Origin of the sequence: Bradyrhizobium amphicarpaeae (assembly GCF_002266435.3) — a bacterium.
GTDB classification, from domain to species: Bacteria; Pseudomonadota; Alphaproteobacteria; order Rhizobiales; family Xanthobacteraceae; genus Bradyrhizobium; species Bradyrhizobium amphicarpaeae.
In genome coordinates this window covers 3,275,047-3,290,542 of sequence record NZ_CP029426.2, presented here as the reverse complement: position 1 = coordinate 3,290,542, position 15,496 = coordinate 3,275,047, and the positions used below count along the sequence as shown (strand labels likewise).

Below are 15,496 nucleotides of genomic sequence, written 5' to 3'. Positions count from 1 at the left end.
ATTTTCGATGCTGTTTACCCGCAGGCTCATGTTCGGCCTCGCCATCGCAAGCACGATGGCCGGCGCCCTCGCCGTTCCGGCGATGGCCGAAGGTCCGACCGAGATCGATCTGTTCTTCCCGGTCCCCGTCGACGGCAAGCTCGCCCGCGACATGGGCACCCTGATCAAGGAGTTCAACGACGGTCACCCCGACATCAAGGCCACCGCCGTCTACACCGGCTCCTATGACGACACGCTGATCAAGACGCGCGCCGCGATCAAGGCCGGCAAGCCGCCGTCCGCCGTGATCATGTCGGCGAACTTCCTGCTCGACATGCAGATCGAAAACGAGCTGACCAATCTCGATGCGCTGATCAAGGCCGACGGCACCACGAAAGAACAGTTCTTGGGCCAGTTCTTCCCCGCGCTACAGGGCAACGCGGTGATCAACCGCTCGGTCTACGGGGTGCCGTTCCACAATTCGACGCCGCTGCTCTACATCAACGCCGACAAGGCCAAAGAGGCCGGCCTCGATCCGAGCAAGCCGCCGCAGACCTGGGCCGAGCTCACCGACTGGGCCAAGAAGCTCACCAAGCGCGAGGGCGACAAGGTGACCCAATGGGGCATCGCAATCCCCTGCGCCTACGACTATTGCGGCTGGATGATGGAAACGCTGACCATGAGCAATGGCGGGCGTTACTACAACGAAGAGTTCGGCGGCGAGGTCTATTACGACACGCCCTCGATGCTCGGCGCGCTGACCTGGTGGAATGACCTCGTCTATAAGCACAAGGTCCACGCGCCCGGCGCCACGCCCGGCCCTGCGGTGAGCACCTCCTTCATCTCGGGCAACGCCGCGATGATGATGCTGTCGACGGGCTCGCTCACCTATGTGCGCGACAACGCCAAGTTCAACTACAAGGTCGCCTTCATCCCGCGCAACGTCCGCAACGCCGTGCCGATCGGCGGCGCCTCGCTGATCGTTCCGGCCGGGCTCGAGTCCGACAAGCAGAAGGCGGCCTGGACGCTGATCAAGTGGATGACCTCGCCGGAGAAGAGCGGCTGGTGGAGCCGCGCCACGGGCTATTTCGCGCCCAACATGGCGGCCTACAAGACGCCCGAGATGGTCGACTTCCTCAACAAGAACCCGGACGCCAAGACCGCGGTCGAACAGCTCGACGTCGCCAAGCCGTGGTTTGCGACCTACAAGACCGTGCCGGTCCGCAAGAACCTCGAGGACGAAGTGATGCTGGTTCTCAACGGCAAGAAGCAGCCGAAGGAAGCGTTGGTCGCCGCGCAGAAAGCAGCCGACGAGACGCTCAAGCCGTACAATGCGGAGACGTCGCTGAAGCTGCCGTAAGGGGCTTCGAGCCACGAGCGAGATCTCGTAGGGTGGGCAAAGCGAAGCGTGCCCACGCATTATTGGCTATCGAGAGTGATGGTGGGCACGGCGCAAGTGCGCCGTTGCCCACCCTACGGCACCGTGCACATCCCTGCCCCCGTTAACCCCACGTCCACCATCTGCCCGGTCGCTCCGCCGGTAACCATCGCGATTAACAGACCCTCAATGCAGTCCCGACAAATCTACCTATCTTGCTGGAGATTTCGCCGTGGATCTGTTGGTTATCGAGTTCCTGGGGCTGGCGCTGGTCGGAATGTGCGTGGTCGTGGTGGCGCTGCCCTGCGCGCGGAAATCCACCAACCGGGTTCGCTACGAATAAGAATTTCGTCGGAAAAAGCGATTCAGGCCCAGATTCAAGGCTCGAATTCGCATCGAGCCCCTTGACATCACAGCACTTTCGGCAGATCGGCTGATATCAAGTGTCATGGGCCGTTCATGGATTTGATTACCACCACCGCTGACCTCGCGGCTGCCTGCAGCCGGCTGGCCAAGCACCCCGTCATCACCGTCGATACCGAGTTCCTGCGCGAGACCACCTACTACCCGCTGCTATGCGTGGTGCAGATGGCCAGCGCCGAGGAAGCCATTGTCGTCGATACCCTGGCCGCCGGCATCGACCTCAAGCCGTTCTTCGAGCTGATGGCCAACGAGGCCGTGCTGAAGGTGTTCCACGCCGCCCGCCAGGACATCGAGATCATCTGGCACCAGGCCAACATCATCCCGCACCCGGTGTTCGACACCCAGGTTGCCGCGATGGTGCTCGGTTACGGCGACAGTATCGCCTACGACGCCCTGGTCGAGAAGGTCACCGGCCACCGCCCCGACAAGACGCATCGCTTCACCGACTGGTCGCGCCGGCCGCTGACCAAGGAGCAGATGCATTACGCGGTGTCCGACGTCACGCACCTGCGCGACGTGTTTGCAGCGCTCGACGCCGATTTGAAGAAGCGCCGCCGCAGCGAATGGGTCTCGATCGAGATGGAGGTCCTGACCTCGCCCAGGACCTACGACTTCCACCCCGAGCGCGCCTGGGAGCGGCTGAAGACGCGGGTGCGCAAGCCGAAGGATCTCGCGGTGCTGATGGAGGTCGCGGCCTGGCGCGAACAGGAAGCGCAGAGCCGTGACGTACCGCGCGGCCGCGTGCTGCGCGACGAGGCCATCAGCGATATCGCCACCCATGCGCCGAACACGCTGGAGAAGCTCGCAAACTTGCGCTCGGTACCGAAGGGCTTCGAGAAGTCCAAATGGGGCGCGGACATCGTCGCCGCGGTCACGCGCGGACTGGCGCGCGATCCTGCCACGCTGCCGAAGCTGGAGAAGCCGCGCAACAACAATAACGGCGCCGCCATCGTCGAGCTGTTGAAGGTCCTGCTGCGCATGACCGCGGAGAAGCATGCGGTCGCCAGCAAGGTGATCGCAACCGTCGACGATCTCGAAGAGATCGCAGCCGACGACGAGGCCGACGTCCCCGCCTTGCGCGGCTGGCGCCGCGAGCTGTTCGGCGATGCCGCCCTGAAGCTCAAGCGCGGCGAGCTGGCGCTGGCGGTCGAGAAAGGCCGCGTGATCGGGGTTCAGCGGGCGTAGCAATTGCTCGCCGACGATCCCCGCGTCCCAACTGTCAGCTCGTCATCCTGAGGTGCGAGGCATGGGACGCGAAGCGTCTCATGGGGAGCCTCGAAGGATGGGCGCACCGCTGCGCCAGCCGGGCCGTCGCCCTTCGAGGCTCGCTGAAGAGGCGAGCACCTCAGGGTGACGGGAATGGGTTGGAGCTCGCGACCTCCACATCGTCATTGCGAGCGCAGCGAAGCAATCCAGAGTCTTTGCGAGGAGGCAGTCTGGATTGCTTCGTCGCTTTGCTCCTCGCAACGACGAGGAGAAAGCGAGATCCTACGCCGGCGTCAGCTTGGCGACTTCCGCCTTCATGTCATTCAGCACGCCCGAGATCGCCGCGACGAGCTCGTCGATCTGGGCCTTGGTGACGATCAGCGGCGGGCAGATGGCGATGGCGTCCAGCATGTTGCGCGAGATCACGCCGCGTTCCTGGAGCATGCGGCTGGCCATGCCGCCGACCGCACCGGGTGTCGCTGCGGCGGTCTTGCGCCCCTTGTCGAGCACGAGCTCGATCGCCGCGATCATGCCGACGCCGCGGACCTCGCCGACCAGCGGATGGCTGGTGAGCTCGCGCAGCTTGCCCTGCATGTAGGCACCAAGCTCGGCGGCATGCGCGACCAGGCCACGCTCCTCGATGATCTTGAGGTTTTCGAGCGCGATCGCCGAGCCGACCGGATGGCCGCCCGCGGTGAAGCCGTGACCGAGCACGCCGATCCTGTTGCTCTCGTCCGCGATCGGCTCGAACATGCGGTCGTTCATGATGATCGCCGACAGCGGGAAATAGCTCGACGTGATCTGCTTGGAGACGACCATCACGTCCGGCTTGATGCCGTAGGTCTCGCAGCCGAACATCTTGCCGGTGCGGCCGAAGCCGCAGATCACCTCGTCGGCGACCAGCAGGATGTCGTACTTCTTCAGGACCGCCTGGATCTTCTCCCAATAGGTCGCCGGCGGCACGACGACGCCGCCCGCGCCCATCACGGGCTCTCCGAAGAAGGCCGCGATCGTCTCAGGCCCCTCCTTCTGGATCAGCGCTTCGAGTTCCTCGGCCCGTCGGGTCGCAAAGGCCTCCTCGCTCTCCCCGGGGGCGCCGTCCTTGTAGAAATGCGGCGAGCCCGTGTGCAGGATGTTCGGCAGCGGCAGGTCGAACGAGCGGTGGTTGTTCGGCAGGCCGGTGAGGCTTGCCGAGGCAATTGTGACGCCGTGATAGCCGCGCATGCGGCTGATGATCTTCTTGCGCTGCGGCTGGCCGAGCGAATTGGAGCGGTAGGCGATCAGCTTGAGGACGGTGTCATTGGCTTCCGAGCCGGAATTGGTGAAGAACACCTTGCTCATCGGCACCGGCGCGAGCGCGACCAGCTTCTCGGCAAGGTCGATCGAGGGCCCGTGCGATTTGGCGGAGAAGGTATGGTAGAACGGCAGCGCCAGCATCTGCTTGTGCGCAGCCTCGACCAGCCGCTTCTCGTTGAAGCCGAGCCCGACGCTCCACAGGCCCGCCATCGCCTCGAAATAGCGCTTGCCCGACGCGTCGAACACGTAGGGCCCCTCGCCGCGCTCGATCACCAGCGGACCGGCCTGCTGATGCGCGCGCGCGTTGGTGTAGGAATGCAGCTGGTAAGCCACATCGCGGGCTTCTTGCGAATTGGGCAGCATGGACATTGCTAGAGATCCTTGAAAGCGTCACGTCGCAGGCAGGGCCGGCGTCATCACCCGATGATCAAGTCCCTTGGCTATTGCGACAGCGCGGAACTTGCAACGCCAATTCGTCGGCAGCAAGCGCTCGGCAGCGATGCACAAAGATGCACGCGACAACGCTGCACGTGACAAATCCGCCCATCAAGAAGTGGCACCTACGAAGCGGCACCTGACCAAGCAGCAACTGGAGCCGCTCTCACGTCGCGTCGTCGTCATGCCCGTCGTCAGCACCGGCAGCGGCTTCTCTCACCTCCACCAGCGCCATCGAGAGCAGATAGACCGTGGTCGGCAAACCAAGCCCGCGCGCCCGAACGGCCGCACGCGACAGATCGCTCGCTAGCTCCTTGAGCTCGTCTCCCCGCGACAATCTCCACCCCATCGACCGGTCGCAGCCGCCTACACCGCAACGGCGCCGCTGGTTCCGAGCAGTTCGGCGCTGGGCTGGATCGTAGCAAAATTCCCGATGACATTCACTACCGCATGCTTATAGGCGGCGGCATCGCCCGTACCGGGCTGCCGGCAAGCCACCGCGTCGGCGACCACTTGGTAGCGGTGACTGCGGTGAAACCCCTCGGCGACGGTGGCCAGGATGGTCTCATCCAGGGAAAAACCGATCAGAATGCAGCGCACAGTGCGGATATTGGACATGTAGTCCACAAACCGCGACGAGCTGTAGGCCGACGGCAGCGGATGCTCGAAAGTCAGCTCTCCCGGCCGCGGCTTGGTCGCCGCGATCCAATCGGTCAGCCTCGATGCCGGATTGAACCAGGCCGCCTGCGCGATGCGCTTCAGGTGCATCACCGGCCAGAGATTGCCGCGCCACAATGTCAGGAGTTCCAGACAGCGCGACGTGACGGCGTCGCCGTCGAGGATGACGTGGCGACGTCCGGGGGTCAGATATTCGACCTGGAGATCCGCGCAGACCAGGATGGGCGGATCATCATGGATGGAAGCCAGCATTGTCTTGCGCAGAACTGCACCAGTTTCAACGGTCGGCGAGCGCGAGGTCCCGCAGCGGTGAGGTCACGGCCCGCCCCGCCGAGGCGTCGAGCACGCCCGGCCGGTCCCAATCGCCCTCGGGACGGATGATCACGTAGGGATCGCTGTCCAGCGTGATCGCGTCCGGGCCCGGCTCGATCTCCAGCAGCATTTCCGTGTAGGAAAAGTCCGAGAAGGTGACCTTGCGATTGTGGCCAAGCGGCTTGGCGCCGAAATGGGCCCAGAAATCGACCAGCCGGTCCTGTGCCTGGCCATAGATCTTGCGAAAGCCCTTGCGCTTCACGTAGTCGACGCTGGCCTGCACCAGCTTGAACGAGACGCGCGAACGCCGGTATTGGTGACGCACCGCGAGCCGCTCCACCTTGGCGAAATCGCCGAAGAAGCGCACGCGCAGGCAGCCTGCGGGCTCGTTGCCGACGAAACCGATGAAATGCGCCGCGACCATGTCGTTGCCGTCGAACTCCTCCTCGAACGGACAATCCTGCTCGGCGAGATAGACCGCCGAGCGAATGGCGGTGACCAGCATGAGATCGTTCGGATCACGCGCAAGGCGGACGGTGATGGCGCGAGAACTGGGCTTGGCGAGCGGAATCCTAGTACCGTGCATCTGCAAAACTCCTTGCCTGGATGATTGCGCCCGGCATGCGCAGCGGCTGGCGATGCCAGGGCCGCTCGTAGCACCAGAGGTCGGGCTGGAAGCTCGGGACCGGCGCAAAGCCGGTCGCCTTCATGATGTCGCGTCCGGCCACCGTTGACGGCTGCGCATAGCAATCGGCGTTGCGAAACCTTAGCTTTCGCAGATGCGCTGCAGCCTTGCCGAGACCGGCGATACCGCGTCCTGTCGCCGCGATCGCCCAGATGTAGATGGCAGCGACCTCTTCGTTCGCGGAAGCGAGATAGTGCGTCTCGGGCGCGGTGAGGCAGATCTCGTCGAGCAGCAGAGCATCGTGCCCGCGGTCATTGAGAAACAGGAAAGCCATGCCACCGACGAGATCGCCGTTCCGGCTGAAGGTCAGGATGCTCTCGGGATCGAACGAGAAGTAATGCGCAAGCTCGGCCGTCCCGATCCGCACGCCCGGCACCAGCCGGTGCGCCATCTGCGAAAGCGCGGCAATTTCGGAAAATTGTGCGCAGCGGACGTCCACATTCTCGCTCAGCGGCAAGGCATCGAAATCATGCCTTGCGGCAAACGAGCCCCTTTCCATAGCCATATCACGCCTCTATCGTCCGGGGCTTTCGTGCCCCGCTATGCCAATGAGCTTAGCGGCTGGGGATCAGGAGTATGCAGCAGTTATTGCACCGGGGTGCTGCGATGATGCAGCACCGTGAAGAAGCCCTGGATGCGTCCTGGGACGATTTGAAACTGTTTTTAGCGTGCGCAAAATATAAAAGTTTTCGCAATGCCGCCGAGGAACTCGGGCTGACCTCGACCACGCTGATGCGCCGGATCGACCGGCTCGAAGAGAGCATCGGCTGCAAGTTGTTCCTCCGCGACCAGAGCGGGCTCACGCTCAGCGATGAAGGCACCGCGATGATCGCCGACGTTGCGCATATGGAGCGTCATGCGTTCAACGTCTTTCGGCGCGCCTCGCGGTCGTCGAACGACACTTCCGGCACCGTGCGCGTCGCGGTGACCGAAGGCCCCGGCAATTTCTGGATCCTGCCGCGACTGATCGACTTCCAGAAGACCTACCGCAAGATCACCGTCGATTTGCGCTGCGCGATGGAGCAGGCCGACGTCGCGCGGCTTGAATCGGACATCGCGATCCAGCTCGAGCCTCCGACCAATCCCGACCTGATCGTCGCCAAGCTCGGCCGTCTGCACATCTACCCGTTCGTCTCCAAGGAGTACGAGAGCCTCTACGGCCTGCCGACGACGCTCGCCGAACTGAATAACCACCGCATCATCAAGCAGAGCGCGCCGCAGGTCGACGACGGCGCCTACGCCCGCGTGCTTGGACTGAAGTCGCTCGAGGGCATCGTCGGGATCAAGACCAATTCCTCGGTCGGCGCGCTCTATGCCGTCGAGCGCGGCGCCGGCATCGGCTTCCTGCCGACGGTCTCGATCGCGCTCGGGGTGCCGTTGATCGCCGTCGATCTCGGCGTCAGCCACCACGCCGATCTCTGGCTCACTTATCACAAGGAGTTCCGGACCTCCGAGCGCCACAAGATCGTGATCGACTGGCTGAAGAAGATCTTCGATCCCAAGACCTATCCCTGCTTCCGCGACGAGTTCATCCATCCGAACGCGCTGGTGCCGATGATGACGGCCGCGCGCGAGGGCTTTGGATTGACGGGATATGTCGCGGCGACGCCGACTTAGGAGGTCTGCGCCTACCAGCGATATTCGAAGCCGACCGTGCCCTGGTGTGACGTCAGTTCGTTGCGGAACTTGCCGTCGTAATTGACGTAGAGCCGCGCCACGCTGGTCAGGCTGAACGAAGCGGAAGCACCTGCATCCATGCCGTAACGGCTCTCGCCGATGCCGGGCACCACGATGTTCTGGGTGCCGAGGCTGACCTGGATCGATCCCAGATCCTGATGGAAATTGTCGACGAGCTTGCCGTAGGCCGACAGGTCCAGGATCTTCTGCTCGATGATGAAGTAGCGGCCGATCTCGGCCCCGATCATGATGCGTGCGCGCGAGAGCGTGGTCGAACCGACGTTGAGTGGATCGAGGCCGCCGGCCTCCTGGAACGCGGCGCTGGTGGCACGCACATATTCCAGCGCGCCCTTGGGCACGATCCGCATCTGGTCCTTGGTCCAGTAATAGCTGATCTCGGTCAGCGCGCCGTCGATCGCGGCGCGATAGCCCGCGGTCGCAAAGCCAAGGCCGGTGTCGCGGCTGGAACGGACCTTGCCGAAGCCGTGCACCACGGCAAAGGCCCAGGTCCACGGCCCCTTGTCGACCGAGCCGTTGAAGCCGATTTGCGTCAGGTCGAGCGTCGCCGATTGCAGCGCCAGCGGCACGTCGACGTCGGTGTGGCTCTGGTCGACGGAGAAGCCGAGATTGACGCCGGGGGCCACGCGCGCGCCAAAGCCGGCGACGCCACCGACCGTCTTCCGCTTGTCGCCGACGAAGTCGCCTTGCGGATCGGTTCGGACCGAGATGCCGTAGCCCTCGAACCAGGTACGGTAGCGCGGATCTTCGGTGCTGGCAGCCGCGCCGCCGCCGCCGGGATTGGTCCGGAATGTCCGGTCGAAACCGTTCGATGCCCGGTTGCCGAGCGACTCCAGGAAGTTTGAGCCGAGATCGAGCGTGCTGTTGCGGGCCGACTGGTCGTAATTGGTCGAGATGACCGACGGCGTGGGTGGCGGCGGCGGAGCAAGCTGAGCGAACCCCGGCGTCGTTGCCGACATCGTCACGACGAGCACCAGCGCGACAGCCGTCGCGACCGGCGCCGCGATTTCGCGAGCGCGGTCCGGTCCGATCGTCTGCCGTGTCCCGGAGGGCTGCGATGTGCAGCACATGACGAAAATCCCGAAGCAAATGGCGGCGCGCAAAAATGCAACAGGCGCGGCGCACGTCGCGATTAGCGCCGAACTGCTACGGAGGGTCAACCGCTTGGCCCGCTGTCGCCGGGGCTATTGCCCTCGATTGTGGTTCCGCGGCCACAGGTCGGACATTGCAGATCGGCACAAACGGCCCGCCCTTGAAATCCGCGCACGGCTTGCTAACCGGCGATTTTCATGTTGCAATGTTGGCCACAATCGGAATTGGCCGCTCAGCTGTACGTTTCAAGACATTGAGCCTCGAGACTGAACAGACTTCCGGAAGCCCGTTTGTGGCGTGGCACGCGAAAAGCGGCCGCGTCTTTTTTATCTAGTGGAGGAGACTAGCGATGCCGCAAAAGGGCACCGTCAAATGGTTCAACCCGACCAAGGGCTATGGGTTCATCAAGCCGAACGGCAGCGACAAGGACGTGTTCGTCCATATCTCCGCCGTCGAGCGCGCCGGACTCTCGACCCTCAACGAAAACCAAGTGGTTGAATACGACCTCGTGGAGAACCGCGGCAAGGCATCCGCGGAGAACCTCAAGGTCTCCTGACCTCTCTCACGATACACGAGAGATCATGACGTTGCCCCCGGCTCTGCCGGGGGATTTTGTTTGTGTCCGTCGCAGCGCACGCGCTCACGACATATTCCGTCGTTGCGAGCGCAGCGAAGCAATCCAGAATCTATCCGCGGAAACGATTCTGGATTGCTTCGTTGCAAGAACTCGTCGCAATGACGGGCGGGTTTCAGTTCACGACCGGCGCCACCAGGAAATTTTCCGACGCAGCACTCCCGGCCGTCCTGCACACATCGCCCTCGATCCGGACTTTGCCGGTCGCGAGCAAGCGCAGCGCCTCTGGATAGATGCGGTGCTCGACCTCGAGGATGCGTTCCGACAGCGTATCGCCGGTATCATGATCGCCGACGGGCACCGCGCCCTGCATCACGATCGGCCCCGCGTCGGTCTCGGGGATCACGAAGTGCACCGTCGCGCCAGACAGTTTGACGCCGGCGCGCAGGGCCTGGCCGTGCGGGTCGAGGCCGGGGAAGGACGGCAGCAGCGACGGATGGATGTTGAGCATCCGCCCGTACCAGTTTCGGGTGAACTCGGCCGTGAACAGGCGCATGAATCCGCCAAGACAAATCAGCTCGATACCGTGCTGGTCGAGGGCTGCCTGCAGCACCTTCTCGAAGCCGGCGCGGTCCTTGCCGAACGGCTTGCTCTCGATCACCAGCGTGTTCACGCCGCTCGCCTTGGCCCGCTCCAGCCCGAGCGCATCGGCCTTGTTCGAGATGACGAGCGATATCTCGGCCGGGAAGTCCGCAGCCGCAGCGGCCTTGATCAGCGCGGCCATGTTGGAGCCGCGGCCGGAGATCAGGATCGCGACGCGGCGCTTGATTATAGCGCCAGTCATTATAGCGCCATGTCGAGATGGCCGTTGTAGACGACGCGGTGCTCGCCCTCGGCCGGGATCACGGTGCCGAGCTGCGCCACGGTCTCGCCCGCGTCGGTGAAGACCTGCACAACCTCGTCGACCTTGTCGGGCTCGACGATCGCGATCATGCCGATACCGCAGTTGAAGGTGCGCAGCAGTTCGAGTTCGGCGATGCCGCCCTGCGCGGCCAGCCATTTGAACACCGGCAGCACCGGCAGGCGTGCCAGATCGATGCCGACGCCGAGCTCCTTCGGCAGCACCCGCGGAATGTTGTCGGTGAAGCCGCCGCCGGTGATGTGGGCGAGGCCCTTCACCGCGCCGGTCTCGCGGATCGCGCGCAGGCAGGATTTGACGTAGAGCCTGGTCGGCGTCAGCAGCGCGCCGCCCAGCGTCATCACAGGCGCGAACGGCGCCTGGGCTTCGAAGCCGAGGCCCGATTGCTCGACGATCTTGCGCACCAGCGAGAAGCCATTGGAATGCACGCCCGACGAGGCGAGGCCGATCACGGCGTCGCCCGCGGCGATGTCCTTGCGCGGCAGCAGCGTGCCCCGCTCCGCGGCACCGACCGCAAAGCCGCCGAGGTCGTAGTCGCCGTCCTTGTACAGGCCGGGCATCTCCGCGGTCTCGCCGCCGATCAGGGCGCAGCCGGATTCACGGCAGCCCTCCGCGACGCCCGCAACGATCGATGCGGTGGCGTCGGGATCGAGCTTGCCGCAGGCGAAATAGTCGAGGAAGAACAGCGGCTCGGCGCCCTGCACCACGAGATCGTTGACGCTCATGGCGACGAGGTCGATGCCGATCCCGCCGTGCAGTCCGGTCTCGATGGCGATCTTGACCTTGGTGCCGACGCCGTCGGTCGCGGCCACCAGGACCGGGTCCTTGAAGCCCGCCGCCTTGAGGTCGAACAAGCCGCCGAAGCCGCCGATCTCGGCGTCGGCGCCGGGCCGTGCGGTGGCGCGCACCATCGGCTTGATCAAATCGACCAAGCGGTTGCCCGCGTCGATATCGACGCCTGAATCGGCGTAAGTGAGGCCGTTTTTGCGGTCGGTCATGCCCGATTTCCAGTGGGTTTGCGGCTGGTTACGTCGAATTCCGGGGACGCGCAATGGCAAGCGTGGCGCTCCTCCCTATACTATGTAGATATCAACCGGTTCAGCCTCCCGAGGGGCGGGATTCGAGGTCAGACCGGGTGCCGGGAAGCGCTTTCGTGAGTATTCCGAATATCATCACCCTGGGCCGCATCATGCTGGTCCCGATCATCGTCTGGGCCATCGTGTCGAGCCAAATGGAGGTGGCGTTCGCCGTCTTTTTGATCGCCGGTATCAGCGATGCCGTGGACGGCTTCCTGGCCAAGCGCTTCAACATGACGAGCGAGCTCGGCGCCCTGCTCGATCCGCTCGCGGACAAGGCCCTGCTGGTCTCGATCTACATGGCGCTCGGGATCTGGGGCGCGATTCCGCGCTGGATCGTGATCCTTGTGGTCTCGCGCGACATCATGATCGTCGCCGCCGTGATCGTATCCTGGCTGTTCGACCGGCCGGTCGAGATGAAGCCGTCGAAAGTGTCCAAGCTGAACACCGTGGCCCAGGTGGCGTTCGCGGCCCTCGTGCTGGCGGCGCTTGCCTTCGGCTTCAAGCCGACCCCCTATGATATCATCCTGATGAGCCTGGTCACGGTCTTCACGCTCTCCTCCGTGTCGCTCTATCTGGTCGAGTGGCTGCGGCACATGAGTACGATCGAGGCCAAATGAGAGGCGATGCGGCCCCGCAAAAGGCCAAGTCCTGCTGACAAGTCCCGCTCGATACGTTCGATCTCTTCACATCGCGCCGGCCCGCCGGCATGGAGCAAAGCAAGCGTGCCAGGCCGCGTTCATCCCCGACAATTGGCGTTTTCGCTTCCGCACGCGGAAAGCCTCAGCCGGGACAATTTCCTCGAAGGCCCCGCCAACGCGGCCGGTCTCGGCCTGATCGACAGCTGGCCGGAATGGCCGAACCGGATCATGTGGCTGGCCGGCCCGGAAGGAAGCGGCAAGAGCCATCTCGCCGCGATCTGGGCCGAGGAGGCCGGCGCCCGCTCCACCATGGCCGGGGCGCTGACCGCGGCAGGCGTTCCGGGCGCGCTCGCCACCGGCGCGCTGGTGGTCGAGGATCTCAAGGCCAGGGAATTTGACGAACGCGCCCTCTTCCATCTGATGAACCTCGCCCGCGAGGATGGCGCTTATGTCCTGCTGACCGGACGCGAGGTGCCGGCCGCGCTCGAGATCGAGCTTCGCGACCTGCGCTCGCGTCTGCGCGCCGTCCCCGTCGTCGCGCTGCTGCCGCCCGACGACCAGCTGTTCCGCGGCCTGATCGTCAAATTCTGCGCCGACCGCCAGCTCGCCGTGGACGAGAGCGTGGTCAGCTACCTCGCCACGCGCCTGGAGCGGTCCTCGGCCGCCGCCCGCCAGGCCGTGGAATTGCTCGACAGCGAGGCCCTGCGGCTCGGCCGCCCCGTCACCCGGGCGCTGGCCGCCGAGCTGTTGCGGGACGCCTGACCTGCACCTGCCAGGCCAAGCGAAGCCCGCTTGACGCGGCGAAGCGGCGGAACATCAATGTCATCGAAACGTCATCGCTCTAACACATGCTCCCGCCGGTTTTGCGCGTAAGTCGCAAATTGGGGCGAACTGGATGGACCGACTTCTGATGGACTCTGCACAAGCTGTTGAAACTAAAGAAAAAGTCCAGGAGCCCGAGAGCCTGCCGGCGATCGCGTCGAGTCCCGAACGATTTATCAACCGCGAGCTCTCCTGGCTGCATTTCAACCGCCGCGTCCTGGAGGAATCGGTCAATCCCAGCCACCCCATGCTGGAGCGGGTGCGATTCCTGTCGATTTCGGCGAATAACCTTGACGAGTTCTTCATGGTCCGCGTTGCCGGCATCAAGGCCCAGGTGCGCGAGGGCATTGCCGAACGTAGCCCCGACGGCCTGACCCCGTCCGAGCAGCTCGCGCTGATCAATCGCACCGTCTCCGAGCTTGCCTCCGACCAGCAGGCGATCTGGCGCGACCTGCGCGGCACGCTGGCCGACGTCGGCATCGTGCTGGTCGACGGCAAGGACGTCACCAAGGCGGAACGGACCTGGATCGAGGACTATTTCCTCAACAACGTGTTCCCGCTGCTGACGCCGCTTGCGATCGACCCCGCCCACCCCTTCCCGTTCATTCCAAGCCTCGGCTTCACCATCGCGCTCCAGCTCACGCGCGCCGCCGACGGCAAGCAGATGAACGCGCTGATCCGCATGCCCGGCAAGATCGACCGCTTCATCCGCCTGCCGACCGAGGGCAAGGTGGTCCGGCTGATCTCGCTGGAACAGGCGACCGCCCTGTTCATCAACCGCCTGTTCCCCGGCTACAATCTGCACGGCCAGGGCGCCTTCCGCGTCATCCGCGATTCCGAGCTCGAAATCGAGGAAGAGGCCGAGGATCTCGTCCGCCTGTTCGAGACTGCGCTGAAGCGCCGCCGCCGCGGCTCGGTGATCCGGCTCGAGATCGACGCCAAGATGCCGGAGCAGCTGCGCAGCTTCGTCCAGCACGCGCTGTCGACCGCCGACGACGAGGTGTTCCTGGTCGACGGCGTGCTCGCCATGAACGAGCTCTCGCAACTCACCCGCCTCGACCGGCCCGATCTGGAATTCACCCCTTACGTGCCCCGGCATCCCGAGCGGGTGCGCGAGCAAGGCGGCGACATCTTCGCTGCGATCCGGCAGAAGGACCTCGTCGTCCATCATCCCTACGAATCCTTCGACGTCGTCGTGCAGTTTCTGCAGCAGGCGACGCGCGACCCCGACGTGGTCGCCATCAAGCAGACGCTCTACCGCACCTCGAGCAACTCGCCGATCGTGCGCGCGCTCGTGGAAGCTGCCGAAGCCGGCAAATCCGTCACCGCGCTGATCGAGCTGAAAGCGCGCTTCGACGAGGAAGCCAACATCCGCTGGGCGCGCGACCTCGAACGCGCCGGCGTACAGGTCGTCTACGGCTTCCTCGAACTGAAAACGCACGCAAAACTCTCGATGGTGGTGCGCCGCGAGGGCGGCAGCCTCACCACCTACGTGCATACCGGCACCGGCAACTATCACCCGGTCACCGCGCGCATCTACACCGACCTCTCCTACTTCACCTCGGATCCAACCATCGGCCGCGATGCCGCGCGGGTGTTCAATTTCATCACCGGCTATGCCGCGCCGAGCGATCTGGAAAAGATGGCGGTGTCGCCGCTGACCCTGCGCAAACGCATCATCGAACACATCCAGGGCGAAACCGCGCACGCCAAGCACGGCCGTCCGGGCGCGGTCTGGATGAAGATGAACGCGCTGGTCGACCCTGATATCATCGATGCGCTGTACGAGGCCTCCCAGGCCGGCGTGCAGGTCGAGCTCGTGGTGCGCGGTATCTGTTGCCTGCGGCCCGGCATTCCTGGCCTGTCCGAGAACATCCGCGTCAAGTCGATCATCGGACGCTTTCTGGAACACGGCCGAATCTACTGCTTTGGCATGGGCCAGGGTCTGCCGAGCGCCAAAGCGGCTGTGTATATCTCGTCAGCCGACATGATGCCGCGCAACCTCGACCGCCGCGTCGAGGTGCTGTGTCCGCTGCAGAATCCCACGGTGCATCAGCAGGTTCTCGAACAGATCATGGTCGCGAACCTGAAGGACAATGAGCAAAGCTGGCAATTGTTGCCGGACGGGTCCTCAACGCGTATGAAGACCGCGAAGGGCGAAGAGCCTTTCAACGTGCACAACTACTTCATGACAAATCCGAGTCTGTCTGGCCGTGGAAAGTCGCTCAAGGAATCCTCGCCGCGTCGTCTCACGCGCCGGAACGAACGCCATCAATCCTGATCGC

The 15,496-nt window shown here is 64.2% G+C and carries 15 protein-coding genes; 7 read left to right on the top strand and 8 right to left on the bottom strand.

Going from position 1 to position 15,496, the window contains the following annotated elements; all coding sequences use genetic code 11:
• Positions 1–7: 7 nt before the first annotated feature.
• Both CIT40_RS15110 and rnd read left to right on the top strand, forming a co-directional pair.
• Entirely contained in the window at positions 8–1,339 is a 1,332-nt protein-coding gene (locus CIT40_RS15110; RefSeq protein ID WP_094896714.1) for an ABC transporter substrate-binding protein, read from the top strand.
• Positions 1,340–1,816: 477 nt separating this feature from the next.
• The gene (gene rnd, locus CIT40_RS15105) at positions 1,817–2,965 is read left to right on the top strand and encodes a ribonuclease D (protein ID WP_094896713.1); all 1,149 of its coding nucleotides are present in this window, start codon (positions 1,817–1,819) and stop codon (positions 2,963–2,965) included.
• A gap of 303 nt (positions 2,966–3,268) precedes the next feature.
• Here the strand turns inward: rnd and CIT40_RS15100 are convergent, their stop codons facing one another.
• The 5 genes from CIT40_RS15100 to CIT40_RS15080 form a co-directional block, all read right to left on the bottom strand.
• Positions 3,269–4,651, bottom strand: a complete 1,383-nt coding sequence (locus CIT40_RS15100; RefSeq protein ID WP_094896712.1) for an aspartate aminotransferase family protein — start codon at positions 4,649–4,651, stop codon at positions 3,269–3,271.
• A 232-nt stretch (positions 4,652–4,883) separates the two neighbouring features.
• On the bottom strand, positions 4,884–5,054 hold the full coding sequence (locus CIT40_RS15095; RefSeq protein WP_167443347.1) for a hypothetical protein: 171 nt from the start codon (positions 5,052–5,054) through the stop codon (positions 4,884–4,886).
• Between the two features lie 29 nt (positions 5,055–5,083).
• A complete protein-coding gene (locus CIT40_RS15090) occupies positions 5,084–5,647 on the bottom strand; it encodes an isochorismatase family protein (RefSeq protein ID WP_094896710.1) in 564 nt (187 codons plus the stop codon).
• 25 nt (positions 5,648–5,672) lie between these two features.
• Positions 5,673–6,293, bottom strand: coding sequence for a GNAT family N-acetyltransferase (locus tag CIT40_RS15085; protein ID WP_094896709.1), 621 nt, complete (start codon positions 6,291–6,293; stop codon positions 5,673–5,675).
• Complete coding sequence (locus CIT40_RS15080) at positions 6,280–6,897, bottom strand: hypothetical protein (protein ID WP_162307498.1); 618 nt, start codon at positions 6,895–6,897, stop codon at positions 6,280–6,282. The genes CIT40_RS15085 and CIT40_RS15080 overlap by 14 nt, the downstream gene beginning before the upstream one ends.
• Before the next feature lie 71 nt (positions 6,898–6,968).
• Between CIT40_RS15080 and CIT40_RS15075 the strand changes: the two genes are divergently transcribed.
• Positions 6,969–8,009 (top strand): LysR family transcriptional regulator, encoded by a 1,041-nt coding sequence (locus CIT40_RS15075; RefSeq protein ID WP_094896707.1) that lies wholly within the window; start codon positions 6,969–6,971, stop codon positions 8,007–8,009.
• Between the two features lie 11 nt (positions 8,010–8,020).
• Here CIT40_RS15075 and CIT40_RS15070 read toward each other — a convergent pair whose 3' ends face one another.
• Positions 8,021–9,157, bottom strand: coding sequence for an autotransporter outer membrane beta-barrel domain-containing protein (locus CIT40_RS15070; RefSeq protein ID WP_094896706.1), 1,137 nt, complete (start codon positions 9,155–9,157; stop codon positions 8,021–8,023).
• A gap of 371 nt (positions 9,158–9,528) precedes the next feature.
• Here CIT40_RS15070 and CIT40_RS15065 point away from each other — a divergent pair, with 371 nt between their 5' ends.
• The gene (locus tag CIT40_RS15065) at positions 9,529–9,735 is read left to right on the top strand and encodes a cold-shock protein (RefSeq protein ID WP_007591938.1); all 207 of its coding nucleotides are present in this window, start codon (positions 9,529–9,531) and stop codon (positions 9,733–9,735) included.
• 193 nt (positions 9,736–9,928) lie between these two features.
• Here CIT40_RS15065 and purN read toward each other — a convergent pair whose 3' ends face one another.
• Together purN and purM are read right to left on the bottom strand one after the other, a co-directional pair.
• On the bottom strand, positions 9,929–10,597 hold the full coding sequence (purN, locus tag CIT40_RS15060) for a phosphoribosylglycinamide formyltransferase (protein ID WP_193550918.1): 669 nt from the start codon (positions 10,595–10,597) through the stop codon (positions 9,929–9,931).
• Positions 10,597–11,670, bottom strand: coding sequence for a phosphoribosylformylglycinamidine cyclo-ligase (purM, locus tag CIT40_RS15055; protein ID WP_094896705.1), 1,074 nt, complete (start codon positions 11,668–11,670; stop codon positions 10,597–10,599). The genes purN and purM overlap by 1 nt, the downstream gene beginning before the upstream one ends.
• Before the next feature lie 155 nt (positions 11,671–11,825).
• Here purM and CIT40_RS15050 point away from each other — a divergent pair, with 155 nt between their 5' ends.
• The 3 genes from CIT40_RS15050 (at position 11,826) to CIT40_RS15040 (ending at position 15,492) form a co-directional block, all read left to right on the top strand.
• The gene (locus CIT40_RS15050; RefSeq protein WP_094896704.1) at positions 11,826–12,368 is read left to right on the top strand and encodes a CDP-alcohol phosphatidyltransferase family protein; all 543 of its coding nucleotides are present in this window, start codon (positions 11,826–11,828) and stop codon (positions 12,366–12,368) included.
• A 105-nt stretch (positions 12,369–12,473) separates the two neighbouring features.
• Entirely contained in the window at positions 12,474–13,151 is a 678-nt protein-coding gene (locus CIT40_RS15045; protein ID WP_094896703.1) for a P-loop NTPase family protein, read from the top strand.
• Between the two features lie 148 nt (positions 13,152–13,299).
• A complete protein-coding gene (locus tag CIT40_RS15040; protein WP_162307860.1) occupies positions 13,300–15,492 on the top strand; it encodes an RNA degradosome polyphosphate kinase in 2,193 nt (730 codons plus the stop codon).
• Positions 15,493–15,496 lie beyond the last annotated feature (4 nt).

What these genes read in the sequence shown, in the direction of transcription:
- CIT40_RS15110 (WP_094896714.1), top strand. Translation starts at nt 8, where the DNA reads ATGCTGTTTACCCGCAGGCTCATGTTCGGCCTCGCCATCGCAAGCACG.
- rnd (WP_094896713.1), top strand. Translation starts at nt 1,817, where the DNA reads ATGGATTTGATTACCACCACCGCTGACCTCGCGGCTGCCTGCAGCCGG.
- purN (WP_193550918.1), bottom strand. Translation starts at nt 10,597, where the DNA reads ATGACTGGCGCTATAATCAAGCGCCGCGTCGCGATCCTGATCTCCGGC.
- CIT40_RS15070 (WP_094896706.1), bottom strand. Translation starts at nt 9,157, where the DNA reads ATGTGCTGCACATCGCAGCCCTCCGGGACACGGCAGACGATCGGACCG.
- CIT40_RS15090 (WP_094896710.1), bottom strand. Translation starts at nt 5,647, where the DNA reads ATGCTGGCTTCCATCCATGATGATCCGCCCATCCTGGTCTGCGCGGAT.
- purM (WP_094896705.1), bottom strand. Translation starts at nt 11,670, where the DNA reads ATGACCGACCGCAAAAACGGCCTCACTTACGCCGATTCAGGCGTCGAT.
- CIT40_RS15080 (WP_162307498.1), bottom strand. Translation starts at nt 6,897, where the DNA reads ATGGCTATGGAAAGGGGCTCGTTTGCCGCAAGGCATGATTTCGATGCC.
- CIT40_RS15075 (WP_094896707.1), top strand. Translation starts at nt 6,969, where the DNA reads ATGCAGCAGTTATTGCACCGGGGTGCTGCGATGATGCAGCACCGTGAA.
- CIT40_RS15100 (WP_094896712.1), bottom strand. Translation starts at nt 4,651, where the DNA reads ATGTCCATGCTGCCCAATTCGCAAGAAGCCCGCGATGTGGCTTACCAG.
- CIT40_RS15085 (WP_094896709.1), bottom strand. Translation starts at nt 6,293, where the DNA reads ATGCACGGTACTAGGATTCCGCTCGCCAAGCCCAGTTCTCGCGCCATC.
- CIT40_RS15040 (WP_162307860.1), top strand. Translation starts at nt 13,300, where the DNA reads ATGGACTCTGCACAAGCTGTTGAAACTAAAGAAAAAGTCCAGGAGCCC.
- CIT40_RS15065 (WP_007591938.1), top strand. Translation starts at nt 9,529, where the DNA reads ATGCCGCAAAAGGGCACCGTCAAATGGTTCAACCCGACCAAGGGCTAT.